This is a genomic window from Paenibacillus thalictri (assembly GCF_004307995.1).
GTDB lineage: Bacteria > Bacillota > Bacilli > Paenibacillales > NBRC-103111 > Paenibacillus_AF > Paenibacillus_AF thalictri.
On sequence record NZ_SIRE01000012.1, the window covers coordinates 100,352 to 113,503 of the forward strand.

At 52.3% G+C, this 13,152-nt stretch carries 9 protein-coding genes; 3 read left to right on the forward strand and 6 right to left on the reverse strand.

Annotated elements, in window-relative coordinates:
* Positions 1 to 57: 57 nt before the first annotated feature.
* Positions 58 to 4,590 carry an Ig-like domain-containing protein gene (locus EYB31_RS17765; RefSeq protein WP_165452468.1) on the reverse strand — a complete coding sequence of 1,511 codons (4,533 nt, stop codon included), beginning with the start codon at positions 4,588 to 4,590 and terminating at the stop codon, positions 58 to 60.
* A 340-nt stretch (positions 4,591 to 4,930) separates the two neighbouring features.
* On the opposite strand from EYB31_RS17765, the gene EYB31_RS17770 reads away from it, so the two are divergent.
* Genes EYB31_RS17770 through EYB31_RS17780 form a run of 3 tightly spaced genes read left to right on the forward strand, consistent with a single transcriptional unit; the run spans position 4,931 to position 9,406 of the window.
* On the forward strand, positions 4,931 to 6,649 hold the full coding sequence (locus EYB31_RS17770) for a sensor histidine kinase (RefSeq protein ID WP_131014713.1): 1,719 nt from the start codon (positions 4,931 to 4,933) through the stop codon (positions 6,647 to 6,649).
* Positions 6,650 to 6,662: 13 nt separating this feature from the next.
* The gene (locus tag EYB31_RS17775; RefSeq protein WP_131014714.1) at positions 6,663 to 7,739 is read left to right on the forward strand and encodes a response regulator; all 1,077 of its coding nucleotides are present in this window, start codon (positions 6,663 to 6,665) and stop codon (positions 7,737 to 7,739) included.
* 26 nt (positions 7,740 to 7,765) lie between these two features.
* Complete coding sequence (locus EYB31_RS17780; RefSeq protein ID WP_165452469.1) at positions 7,766 to 9,406, forward strand: type 2 periplasmic-binding domain-containing protein; 1,641 nt, start codon at positions 7,766 to 7,768, stop codon at positions 9,404 to 9,406.
* 277 nt (positions 9,407 to 9,683) lie between these two features.
* Here the strand turns inward: EYB31_RS17780 and EYB31_RS17785 are convergent, their stop codons facing one another.
* The 5 genes from EYB31_RS17785 to EYB31_RS17805 all read right to left on the reverse strand — a co-directional run bounded on the left by EYB31_RS17785 (position 9,684) and on the right by EYB31_RS17805 (position 13,097).
* Positions 9,684 to 10,130 (reverse strand): SRPBCC family protein, encoded by a 447-nt coding sequence (locus EYB31_RS17785; RefSeq protein ID WP_131014716.1) that lies wholly within the window; start codon positions 10,128 to 10,130, stop codon positions 9,684 to 9,686.
* Entirely contained in the window at positions 10,127 to 10,576 is a 450-nt protein-coding gene (locus tag EYB31_RS17790) for an SRPBCC family protein (RefSeq protein ID WP_131014717.1), read from the reverse strand. Before EYB31_RS17790 ends, EYB31_RS17785 begins: the two co-directional genes overlap by 4 nt.
* Positions 10,573 to 11,079, reverse strand: coding sequence for a MerR family transcriptional regulator (locus EYB31_RS17795; RefSeq protein WP_131014718.1), 507 nt, complete (start codon positions 11,077 to 11,079; stop codon positions 10,573 to 10,575). The genes EYB31_RS17790 and EYB31_RS17795 overlap by 4 nt, the downstream gene beginning before the upstream one ends.
* Positions 11,080 to 11,388: 309 nt before the next feature.
* Positions 11,389 to 12,222: a carbohydrate ABC transporter permease gene (locus tag EYB31_RS17800; RefSeq protein WP_420819450.1), complete on the reverse strand. Its 834-nt coding sequence runs from the start codon at positions 12,220 to 12,222 to the stop codon at positions 11,389 to 11,391.
* Positions 12,219 to 13,097 carry a carbohydrate ABC transporter permease gene (locus EYB31_RS17805; RefSeq protein WP_131014719.1) on the reverse strand — a complete coding sequence of 293 codons (879 nt, stop codon included), beginning with the start codon at positions 13,095 to 13,097 and terminating at the stop codon, positions 12,219 to 12,221. Before EYB31_RS17805 ends, EYB31_RS17800 begins: the two co-directional genes overlap by 4 nt.
* Positions 13,098 to 13,152: the final 55 nt, after the last annotated feature.

Genomic DNA, 13,152 nt, shown 5'->3' on the forward strand with positions numbered 1-13,152 from the left:
CTGACATAAAGGGAACCTCCGGCTTCTTTGTGATTGATTTGTTGTCATACCGGGACATTACGGCGTATGCGACCCCAGATACTGGAAAGTCCCTTTCGGGAAAATATTCCATTGGTCGATGTCAAACGACGAGGTTCCCCCTTTGATCCCTTGTATGCGGACGAGAGTGCCGCCGTCTGATAGAAACGGCTTGTACGTCGTTGCCGTCGGATCGCCGAGCACATCGTATACTTGACTGTTCTTTTTTAGAACAATGGCGTTGAATGGAGGATCATCCAGAATGAGATTATCTTCATTGACATACCAGATATTTGCCTTATCAAAAGGGTCATAAAACGTTCTGTTAATACCAATATATGGAACATTATTCCATAATTCCAATATAGGATAATTGGTGATGCTGATTTGATTGCCGACATACCGATACACGTCAATGGAATACCCGGTCACCGAAGTGGTAATTGTATTGTCGTACAACATGATTTCGATTGCCCTGCGGCCATCTCCGCCGTCGTCGTATTCGGAAATAAATGGACCGGTCAACGTTTGCAGCGTAGTTTTGAGGGTCCATGCCGTATTTTGTTCAATGCCCACAAATGTCGAGCCGTCTTCATACTTGAATGCGCCCGGATCGATCATCACGTAATATTCCTGCAAAATTCGAAGTCCGGCTTGCTCAATCGTCACCGTCTTCCCCGAAATTTTCACCTTCGCCGTATCGGTCGCGCTGATGGTCGCCGCCAGTTGATTGTTGGTTTTGTAATAAAGACGAATCGTCTTGTCGCTAACGGCCGTCACATTTTTGTCGAAGGTCAACACCAGATTGTCCGTTTTGTTGACATTGGCCGCGCCATTAACCGGAGATAACGATACATAGTCGAACGTCTCGATCGTTGCCGTAATCGTCAACGGGTTGGAGGTAAGCGCCCGGCCGCTCTTCAGACCGGTGCCTTTGACCTTGACGGTGAAATTGGTCACATTCTCATCAAAGTCCGTGCCGTCATAATTTAAGAACACATAAGCGGTACTTGCCGTAATTTTCGCAGCATACGATACTGTTAAGCCCGGCGGAGCGTTGAATATTTCAATATCCGCGTCCGCCAGCGAATCGGCGAACGAATCCCCGACGAGAGTTAATTCGAGGACAGCTCCGCCACTACTGAGCATCTGCGCTTCGGAAAACTCCTCCGCATCTGCGGCCGTCATTGTTCTGGAATCCGGGGTAGAGAAGTTCCACTGCGACGGACCGGATATGCCGGCGAACGGATTCCCCGCTTGATCCTTAAATGCTCCTCCGTCGATTTCAATATAGTACTCTTGATCGTCGGACAAACCCGGATTTTTAATCGTCACCGAAGACGTTCCGAGCGTCACATACACCGCTTGGTACACCGAATAAGTAACAACCGGGGACGGATTCCCTACTTGGAACAATCTGACGTTTTTGCTCAGATCGCCAAGCGCAATGGGTTCGCTGAAGGTCAGCGTAAAATCGGCTGTTTTACTTACGCCCGTCTGGTTGGCTTGCGGCGATCTGGTAAGGACCACAGGTGGTGTCGTATCCGCTGTTTTAAAGCTCCAGCCCGCGGAACCGCTGATTCCCGCAAAGTCATTGCCCGCGGTGTCTCGGAAAGCCCCGGCGTCCATTTCCACGTAATAATCCGTTTCATCGGCCAGGTTCGGATGCGCCATCGTCACGACGCTGCCGGATACCGTGACAGTAGTCGTATCCGTTACGGAAATCGCGGTAATGATATTTTGATCCGAGGCCCTGCGTATTTTTGCCGATTTGCCTGTAACCGGCACTACATTCTCGCTGAACGTGATGCTGAGGCTGCCGGATACGGCAGCGTCGACAGCGCCGTTCGCCGGTGTACGCGAAACAATCGTCGGCGGCGTCACATCCGGTATCGTGAAGTTCCAGGCAGATGGACCGGACATACCGGCAAATGCATTGCCGGACAGATCGACAAATGCACCGCTGTCAACCTCGATATAGTAGGATTGACCCTCTTGCAAACTAGGATTTGCCACATTCACCGTTTTGCCGCTAATCGTCACGTACGTTGTATCTGTAACGCTGTATGTCGCTACTGCGACACTATTTGAAGCTTGGCGAATGTAGATGAATTTCCCGTTCCCTGCAACGACGTTTTCACTGAATGTGATCGAAAGCGGTGTTGCCGGAGTTACATTTGTCGTGTCGTCGGCTGGCGTCAGACTCGTGACAGTAGGTGCGATCGTATCCGGAGCGGCAAATTTCCAGCCGTTATTGCCCGAAATGCCCGCATACTCATTACCCGCCAAGTCCTTGAACGCCCCGGCATCAATTTCTATATAATACTCATTGTTATTGTTAAGACTGGCGTTTTTTAACGTTACTTGATACACATTAACGGTCACGCTGGACGTATCATTGACCGCATAAGTTTGAACAACGGCATTACCGTCGTAGTTGCGTATCCGCACGTTCTTACCGTCAACGGCAACAACCGGTTCGTTAAAGTTAATGGCAAGATCGCTGCCGGGTGCTACGTTCACCGCCTGATGCGCCGGAAGGAAACTGTCGACAACCGGCGCAGCGGTATCCGCAATCACTCCTGTTGCATCCACCGTGCCGATCAACCAGCGAACCGGGTTCCCTGCTGCATCGGCCATGATAACTCCCGGACCGGCAACCATTGGAGCAACCCCAATTCCATTCGGAGCATTATCGCCGTTCGCAATCGCATACGTAAATATGAGATCCGTAGCCGTGCTCGCCGCCGCGTCGTAAAGCGCATTTTTGCCGACTGTTCCCAAGGTCAGCGGCAATGTCGGGGCACCCCCGGCAATCGTAATCGTTTCATCAATGTGTACGGTAAAAGTTAGCTGCTTGCCTGCCGCATACCTGCCGTCAGCGGGCTTGTCCAAACGGACGGCGGACGGCGCCACGGCGTCGACTTTAATCACCGAGCCATCGATCGGGGAAAATGAAAGCGTGGCCGGGTTTCCTGCCGCATCTTTGATTGCCGCAGCGCCGCTCAGCCGTAAGGGACCTACCTCAATACCATTCACGGCAAGATCGCCGTCGGCTGCCGTATAATCAAATACAAGCAGCGTCGCAGTGCTTTCGACCGCGTTATACTCCGCGGATTTGCTAGCCGCTCCGAGCTGCAAATCCAGCACCGGGGCAGCCCCTGTGAGAAGTACAGGCTCGCTCATCTGCAGTTTAAACCGAAGCCGATTGCCCGCCACATACGTTCCCGCATCGGGAGCAGTAACTTGGCTTATCCACGGTTTGACGGCATCCACCTTGACGTTGCCGGTTGGAATCGAGCCCAGCGTGAAATCGGCGGCGTTCCCCGCAAGATCGCCGACGGTTACGCCTGAAGACAAGCTCACGGCACCTATCGCAATTCCCCCTGGGGCCAGATCGTTATTGACGACAGTATAAGCAAACACAAGCGTGTCAGGCGAGCTCAACTGTGCGTCATATTCCGCGCTTCTCGTTTCTGTGCCGATCACAAGACCAAGCGAAGGTGGTCCCCCATCGATCATCACCGGCTCGCTGAGCTTCACCTTGAAGACCAGCCGATCGCCTTGAACGTAAGTGCTGTCTGCCGGTTTCTCCACGTTTACGACCGTCGGCGGCGTAGTATCCGGGACTCTTCCCGCGTCCAACCGAACGGTATCGCCTTTGGCGCCGGCCGCCGTCTGTGGCGTCAACTCGGCAAACAAATAATATTGTTCGTCGTCCGGCTGAATCACATAATTCGCTGTAGTCGCTCCGGCAATCGCTACTTTGTCCGTACCGTCCTGCAGCTTGCCTTTGAACCAGCGAATCGCGGATGAACCTTCCTGCTCGTCCTCCATATCCCAATAGTCATAACTCGCGCTAAGCTTGAACCCCTTCTTGATCTGCTGAAGATCGGCAGGGCTTCCCAGCGTATTCAGAGCGGTTATGCGCGCATTTAAGATGTAAGGAGCGTCATTCACCGACTTCAGGGTGACGACCGCTGAATCCGCCGCGGGAGTACCGGACTTGCCCACATAAGTGCTCAATAAATAAGAGGCGTCCGCGCTGGTGACAACACCGTCCCGATTGATGTCGAGCATATTGATTTCGGCGGCTGTCAGCGGTGTCTTGGCGTTTACGACCTTGGTTATGTACAAAGCATCGGCGGCTGTCACGACGCCATCGCCAGTGACATCGCCGATCTTGGTAAATACCGCCTGAAACGTATCAACGATGGAAGGGCTGCCGTCCTTCTGCGCAATCAGGCGAATGTTCACACTCCCCGGACTGATCACCGTAAGTTTCATCAGCGTGTTATCCAGCGCCACAGTCGCCACCGCCGGAGCATCGGACACCGCCGAAAGGGTATATCCAGTTAACCTTTCAAAATGCTTGAACACGTCGATACTGACTGTGCCGCCTTCCACCGCAATCGCCGCACGGGCGGGATCCGAATCCGTGGAATCGGAGGAACCCTTCATCCATGGGATGTCGATATTTTGGACCGGCTTGATCAGAGTCGGCGTAGCGGCAGAAACATGCTGAGTGCCCAGCAAGGAAGCTACGGCCAAAACAGCGTAAAGAGACAGCATTGCCTTGGCTTGTAACAGGGGCCACAATCGATTCTTTCGTTTTTTCATAGTTGCGTCACTTTCCACCTTTTTCTTTATAATTTATGTCACCGAAAAACTTCCGCTAAACCGCGGTCGCACCTCCTAGAGTAGCTTCATAACAGAAGTTTTATGTTCCTATGCATACACACTTTATGCTATCAAATCTCCCATGTACTTGGAACTATTGTCACACCGAGTCTATATTAAATTTTTATAAAATAAATGTGACAAAAACAGAGAGAAATGGCCGCGCCTTCGGCCAGATTCCGAAAAGTTCATAATGATTGTATTTTATTCCAGCGTTTGATAAACTGAGCCTATGAATCTCATATCCAAAACGCTGATTCTCATAGCGATGCTGCTGATTCCGGTCATTGCGTTGTACATGTATTCCAACGAGCAGAGCATCGCCGTTATCGAAGATCAGATCAATACGGCGAACCAGGACCGGCTGGCGCGGTTCCTGAATGAAATCGAGAGCACGCTGAATCAGGTGTCCAACTACTCGAACATCATTACGAAGGACCCTGACTTTGCCAAGCTGGCCAGAAACGCTTCTTCGATCGACAGATACGATTACTCGGTACTTTCCGAGACCGCCGAATGGAAACTCGGTTTGTTCAGTTTGTCGACAGACTGGATGAGCCGCATCAATTTGTATTTCCCCGCTACCGGCCGAGCCGTTTCTTCCCATTCCACGGTCGTCTATGACGAAAATTACTTGCAGCAGCATCTGAACCCACATTGGACCTTCCGCAACGTAACGATTAACGGGATCGACAAGCGTACGTTTACCCGGTATTTTGTCGAGCCGTATACAGGCATTTCCAATTTGCGGGACGCGTCTATCATCGTGGAGTTCGACCTGATGGAAGACAATATCGTTCGTCTGCTCGATCAGTTCAAATCCAAGGGAAATAACGATCCATTCTTATATAAAGCGCCCGATCAATATGTGCTGAACCACTCATCCGATGAACGTATGGCTAGGCGCATCATCGCTTCTTACGACATTGCCGCCAATTCTGCCACCAAAAACCACGACGTCATACGCCTTGACGATAAAAAGGTGCTGATCTATTTTCTCGGCTCGGCCAATCTCGGCTGGACCTTGATCGATTATGTGCCGTTGGAGGACATTGTCGCTCCGATGACCAAAAGCCGGTATTTGTTTTATGCCACGGTCCCGCTGCTGCTGTTGCTTGGTATCGGAGCGGCGATTATTTTATATACGCATGTGCAAGTACCGGTCAATATGCTCATGGAAAACGTATCAAAGCTGACACAGGGCAACTTCTCCACACGGATAACCTCCAAAGCCAATCAGGAATTCGCACCGCTGATCGGACAATTTAACGAAATGGCTGCGCGTATCCAGCATTTGGTCGAGAAAGTATATCTGGAGGAAATCCGCGCCAAAGAAGCGATCATGAAGCAGCTCCAATCGCAAATCAATCCGCACTTCCTGTACAACTGCCTTGCTTATATCGTCAGCATGGCGAAGCTGAACCGGCCGCAGCCTATCGTTCCGATGGCCTACAGCTTGGCCGATTATTTTAAATATACGACGCGTAATGTGGCTATGATGACGACCGTGCGGGAAGAGCTTGATTTTGTCTCATCTTATATCGATATCATGAATTACCAGTTGGACAAGTTCCATTACACGATAGATATCCCTCCTTCGCTGGAAAAACAATGGATTCCCCGGCTGCTCGTGCAGCCTGTCGTAGAAAATGCGATCGTTCACGGTTTAGAATCGAAACCTGAAGGGGGCGGCATCCGGATCATCGGTTCGGAAGAGCACGACTGGTGCTCGCTTTCGGTGGAAGACGACGGGATCGGAATGCCCGAGGCGGAGCGGAATGCGCTGAATGCTCGTTTGAAGGAAAGTGACGCAGGCGGCGACAGCTTTGGCTTGTGGAACGTAAGCCAGCGGCTGCGCTACCAATTCGGCGAGCAGTCCGGGGTAACGGTCGAGGCCTCGCCGTCGGGAGGGCTTAAGGTCGTGCTGCGCTGGCGCAAAATGCAATCGTAAAGGTGTGGTCCGCATGTTCTCAATGCTGTTGGTCGACGATCATAAACATCTCGTGGAAAGCATGGCTCAGACGATACCATGGGATCAGTTCGAAATCATCCATGTCTATACGGCATATTCCAGCGAACAAGCTTTGGACATCATGACTGCTCATGAAGTCCATATTCTTGTCACCGATATTCGCATGCCGGGCATTTCCGGCCTCGAGCTGATCCAGCAGGCGCGGGAGCTTGCCCCCGGCATCAACTGCATCCTGTTGACCGGGTATGCCCAATTCGAATATGCCAATCAGGCGATCAAGCTGCAAGCTATCGATTATTTGGTCAAACCGGTCCGCGATGAGGAGCTGATTCGTTCAGTGAGGGGCATTACGGAGAAACTCAAGCTTCGGCTGCAGGAGCAAGCTGAATTGCAGCGGCTTCAGGAGACGCTGGACCGGCAGGTGCCGCAGCTGCGAGCCGACCTGCTAGCAGCCAAAGCCGACGCGGAGCTGTTCGTTCTGGAGGAACGCGAGCGCATCGCGGAGGACATCCACGACATCGTAGGGCATACGCTCACCACCACGCTTGTGCAGATGGAAGCGGCCCGGCTGCTGCTCGCCAGAAACGAGCAAGAGGGCATGCAGCGGCTTGAAAAATCGCAGCAGCTCGTGCGCAAAAGTTTAAGCGACATTCGCGAAGCGGTCAGCCTGCTGAAGCATCCGGAGCAGACGCTCGACCTGCAGTGCGAGCTCCTAGACATTGCGGCCGAAGCGGAGCGTATCGCGGACATTTCCATTCACAGCGAGTTGGAGCTCGCTGCCCCCGTCACCGATGCCGACTGCCGCAAAGTCGTCTGCCATGCGCTGCTGGAAGGCATTACGAACGGTATCCGCCACGGCGGCAGCCGTATTTTCCGCATGCGACTGAATGAGCAGAAGGGCAAACTCATCTTCTCCTTATGGAACAACGGAACGCCTTATCGCGAAACAGCTCCCGGGTTCGGCCTCAGTACGATGCAGGAACGGGTGAACCGGCTGGGCGGAACGATGCGGCTGGCGGCATGCGAGGAGCCCCCGGGTACCCTGCTGGAGCTGCATATTCCGCTTTGAACAAAATGATGAAAGAACGAGAGATCATGAAACACTTATGGATAAAAATAACGCTGGCAGCCGTGGCCGCTATCGGGGTATTGTTTTTCTTCCGCACGTCCGGATTGCCTTCAGAGGATACAGGTAAGGGGGAGGCGCCCGCACCACACGCAGACAAATTCGATCCGCCCGTCGTCATTACGACGGCTAAAGCGATGCATCATTATGGCAAGCTGCGATTTGGCGATACGACGGAAAACAACCCGATTACGCGATGGGCCAGGGATCGGCTCGGCATCATTCAAACGAATAAATGGATCGTCACCGATCAGAACGAAGCGATGGCCACCCGCGTCAAGCTGGCGTTATCCAGCGGCGAAGAACTGCCCGACGTGCTGTTTCTGACCAACCACGAAATTCCCGAGCTGCTTGACGATCTGGTCGCATCAGACCGCGTCATGAACGTGGAGGACGCGTTTGCTAAGTATGCCCCTCCCCGCGTCAAGGAAGCCTTCGAGCAGAACCCGGATGTGTGGAAAACCGTAACGCTTTACGGCAAACGATGGGGCCTGCCGCAAATTTCCGACGGCAAAGTCGGAGACCCGATATTATGGATTCGCCAGGACTGGCTGGACCGTCTCCACCTGCAGGCTCCCGCCACGCTGGACGAGCTGGAGGCGCTGCTCGATGCGTTCACCAACGGCGATCCCGACGGCAACGGCAAACGCGATACGGTCGGGCTGGCGCTCGCCGGCAAAAATTCGCTGAACAGCTGGATGGGCGATGCCAGCTTCCTGTTTGGCGCCTACGGCGAGCAGCCGTACCAGTGGAACCGCGGGCAGGATGGCAGGCTCACTTACGGCTCCATACAGCCGACCGTCAAGACGGCGCTGATCCGTCTGGCCGACTGGTACCGCAAAGGGTATCTCGACCCCGACTTCGGCACACACGATGAGCAGAAAGCGGCTGCGCTGTTTGCGGAAGGCAGGGCCGGCATCGTATCCGGTCCCGGATGGATGGGCGGCTGGCCGCTTGGGGAGTCAATTCCGGCCAAGGAAGGAGCGGTATTTAAACCGTATCCTTACCCAGCAGGACCAGATGGCAAAATCGGCCGCATCGGTTCCAGGCCTTCTTATGGAAGTTATTTTTTCCGCAAAGGCTTCGAACGGATGGACGCGGTATTTGCTTATTGGGATCAGATGCTTGGCCATGCGCTAGAAGATCTTGATTCCGATTTCGCTATCGGTTTCGGAGAAGGCTACGACTATATACACAAGGACGGTCAAGTCGTCTACGATTTCCCGGACGTGACAAGCACCATCTCCGACTATTTGCTGTTTGCCCCCGGCAGCCCGCCGAACCCCGTGCACGAAAGCATTGAAAGCCGTGTTTTTCGCGGCCATATTCAAAACGTATACGAGCAAAAGCTCGCTTCCACGGCCTCCCGGCTTTATTTAGAGGGTCGCATCGTCGGCGATATGCAGTTGAAGTATGCCCAGAAGAACGAATTTATCGGGCCCGATACGCCCACCATGAGCACGCAGTGGCCGCTGCTGACCAAGCTGGAAAAAGAAACGTTCCTGAAAATCGTGTATGGCAAAACCGCTGCCGATTCGTTTGACGAGTTTATCCGATTATGGACCGAATACGGCGGCGGTCAAATTACCGAAGAAGTCAACAATCAGTAAACTGGAGTCTTCGCATAACATTGAAACATCCCGGCAGGAACAAAAAGGACCACAATCTCCATGGATAGCGGTGAACTACCCGCCAATTGCTGGGTACAACCTAACAATTGGCGGGTAGTTCATGGAGACGAGGTCCTTTTTCTCGAACGAATTCAGCTTCGCAAATTGGGGATCCCGTAAGCGCCATCCTTGCGAACCCGTTTCTAATGCGACTGCTTATACGATTTCCCTGTGGGGGCAGCCTCCGGATTGCAGTTCACATTTGCTTGGCTGCGGTTTAAGAGGCCATCTCCTCCAGCACCTTGCCCAGCCGGTCAAAGTTCTGCTCATTGCCTTCGACGCAAATGGTTTTGACTTTCTCGAAATCCTTGGTGTCCCTGAAACTCTGGCGGAAGGTAAGCGCGGTGCGGCCGTTTTGTTCCTCAAAGGTAGCGGTTATCCGGAAGTGGTGGCCGGACAGATGGTCCAGCACAATCCGCTCCGACGGCACGATCTCTACAAAAACGCTATGATTCGGATAATCGGCGCCGTTTGGCCCATGCATCGTAAATTTCCATGTGCCTCCCGGGCTAATATCGATTTCGTGAAACGTATTTGTGAATCCGTGAGGTCCCCACCATTGAGCCAACAAGTCGGGGGTTGTCCAAGCTTGAAACACCCGTTCTCGCGGAGCGTCAAATTCGCGAAATGAAATGATTTCATTGTTGCCCACGGTTGCCGTCACGCTTCCATCTCCCCTTCCAGCGATTTTCCTAATGCGTCAAGCATGAGGTTCGTGCCGTGTTCGCGGATTTCCGGCGTATCAAGCCCATCGAAGAAAGCGGCTTGCTCGGTGAAAATCAGCTTGGTTCCGCCTTCTTGCGGGATCAGCTCGACCGTTGTAATCGAAACCGACATCCGCACATCATTGGAATCAAGCGTATACGTATAAACGATACGCTGCTCCGACACGATCTCTTGGTAGCAGGCATCGAAAGTAAAAACCGGGCCTTCGGGAGGTCCCCCTTTGCTAAACTCTCTACCGCCAACCCGGAACTCCAAACTGTCCGGTTTGGAGAACCACTTCGCTTTGGCGTCCGGATCGGCCCAAGCGTGATAAACCCGCTCCGGTGAAGCGGCATATACCTTCTCAATAACAAAAGTTGCATGTTTGACAAATCGTTCGTTCATTTGTTTTCCTCCTTTGGTTTAGGCAATTGTTCGTCTCCATCCAAAAAGCTTCCGAGCATGTCCAAATGACGTTCCCACCCTGCCTGCCGCTCCATGACGGGCTTCTCAAACTCCATTTTCATCGCTTGCAGCAGTCCGGTGAAATCTTCAACCGACAGCTGCTTGTGCCCTTGCATCAGCTTGGATACATGCATCAGCTGATCGAGCAGCTTCTGCTGCATTCGCATATGCGCCTTGACCCGCTCCATTTGCAAACGAACGATCTCAAGCGGGCCAATATGTCCGCCGTCCAGCGCAGACTTGATCTCATCCAAAGACAAACCCAGCTCTTTGAGCGAAACAATTTGATGCAGGCGGGCCAAATCCGCTTCGTTATATAACCTGTGCCCGGATTCCGTCTGTCCGGATGGAGAGAACAAGCCGATTTGATCGTAGAAACGCAAGGTGCGCACCGTTAATCCCGTCAGTTTGGCGAGATCCCCGACTTTCCAATGTTTGTTCATAACCATCCCTTTCGTAGCCGCTAGCTTTATACCGGTAGCTTTATTATAAAACCTGACGTTACGTAAGGTGCAAGCATTAAAATATTTTTTCTCATTATTTATTGTCTATATACACCGGGCTTTATGGCTTATAAGGGGGAGAAAGATGGAGAAATAAGGGTAATTCCACGATATGGCGGAGGGAAGGAACAACTATGTCCGTCCCAAGGAACATAGTTCCTCAGGGCGGACATGTGTATCTTTCATATCTTACAGATAGCCCGATTCCCTAGTATGAACGGGGAAGCGCTTCGTTATGACCGGAATTTATTACCCTTTCACCGCGCCGGCGGTGATGCCCTGAATAATGTAACGCTGCATCGCCAGGAAGAAAATAATGATCGGGATCACGGCCATTGTCAAAGCCGCCATGGCCAGATGCCACTCGTTGGTGTACTGTCCGAAATAAACGGAGGATGCGAGCGGAATCGTTTGATTTTTTTTCGAGCTTAACGTAATGAGCGGCAGCAGGAAGTCGTTCCATATCCACAGCGAGTTGAGAATCGCCACGGTGGTCGTAATCGGCTTGAGCAGCGGCAGCAAAATCCGGAAGTAAACGCCCACTGTCCCGCTGCCATCGATCAAAGCCGCTTCTTCCAGCTCTCTTGGGATCGATTTAATAAATCCGTGATACAGAAACAGTGCAAATGGAACGCCAAAGCCCCAATACATCACGATAATACCGTACAGCGTATTAATCAATTTTAACTCCTGAGCGACCTTGACAAGCGGGATCATCATCGTTTGGAACGGGATGACCAGCGAAGACAAGATGGCAAGGAAGATGATCTGGCTGGCCAGACCGGGCCTGCGCACCAATTGGAAGGCGGCTGCCGAACTGACGAACAGGATCCCCCCTACGGAGATAACGGTAATAATCAAAGAGTTCATAAACACGCCGAGAAAGTTAATCTGCTTCCATACGACGGCGAAATTATTGAACTGAAACACCTGCGGCAGCGCCAATGTGGAGGTCGCCACCTCGTTGTATGTCTTAAACCCGTTGATAAAAGTAATATACAGAGGGACAAACACGAGCAGCGCAAGCACAATCATCAATATTTCTATGATCAGCTTGCCGGCGGAATAGCGGTGTTCGCTCACATCTCCACCTCCCGGCGTTTCATCACGGCCACCTGCACCAGCGTAATCGAGGCCAGCACAAGGAAAAAGATAACGGACTTGGCCGCAGCGTAGGTAAACAGATTTTTCGTGAAAGCATCCAAATAAATGTGGAATGCCAGCGATTCCGTTGTTCCGAACGGCCCGCCTTTGGTCAAAGCGAAGTTCAGATCAAAGCCTTTAAATCCGCTGGAAATCGCCAGGAACAAGTTAATCGTCATCGCAGGACGGATGAGCGGCAGCACCACATGCCAGAACCGCTTGATCCGCCCGGCGCCGTCAATCTCCGCCGCCTCCAGCATATCCTTCGGCACGCCCTGCAGCGCCGCTAAATAGATCACCATAAAGTATCCTGCGGAATGCCACACCGTGACGAGAACAAGCGACCAGAAGGCCTGATCGGGCAAGCTGAGCCAGTTTTTTTGAAACAGGCCCCAGCCCGTCGCTTTTCCGATCTCTCCAAACAAGCGGACAATAATAAACTGCCAAATAAAACCGATAATAACCGACCCGATCACATACGGCAGAAAAAACACGGTGCGCAGCATATTGCGAGTTTTCAGCGACATGTTCAGCACCAGAGCCAGAAACAACCCGCATATGTTCAGGCAGATCGTGGTCGCCAGCACATACTTAAAGGTGAAATAAAACGATTTAAAAAATCCGGTGTCCTGCACGATTTTTTTGTAATTGTCCCATCCGGCGAAGCGGATGTCGGCGCTGATTCCGTTCCAATCCTGGAACGAATAGATAATGGCCCTCAGAAACGGAACCAAGATGATGATGGTGAAAAAAAATACCGCCGGAGCCACAAATGCGGAATAGATCAATATTTGCCGGGTTCTCATCTTCGTCATGGGCTTCTCCTTTCCTTTCATGGCGGGAGTGGATAAACAATCGGTGCACGGCTTC

Coding starts and splice junctions, on each gene's coding strand:
- EYB31_RS17765 (WP_165452468.1), bottom strand. CDS start 4,590: ATGCTGTCTCTTTACGCTGTTTTGGCCGTAGCTTCCTTGCTGGGCACT.
- EYB31_RS17770 (WP_131014713.1), top strand. CDS start 4,931: ATGAATCTCATATCCAAAACGCTGATTCTCATAGCGATGCTGCTGATT.
- EYB31_RS17775 (WP_131014714.1), top strand. CDS start 6,663: ATGTTCTCAATGCTGTTGGTCGACGATCATAAACATCTCGTGGAAAGC.
- EYB31_RS17780 (WP_165452469.1), top strand. CDS start 7,766: ATGAAACACTTATGGATAAAAATAACGCTGGCAGCCGTGGCCGCTATC.
- EYB31_RS17790 (WP_131014717.1), bottom strand. CDS start 10,576: ATGAACGAACGATTTGTCAAACATGCAACTTTTGTTATTGAGAAGGTA.
- EYB31_RS17795 (WP_131014718.1), bottom strand. CDS start 11,079: ATGAACAAACATTGGAAAGTCGGGGATCTCGCCAAACTGACGGGATTA.
- EYB31_RS17805 (WP_131014719.1), bottom strand. CDS start 13,097: ATGACGAAGATGAGAACCCGGCAAATATTGATCTATTCCGCATTTGTG.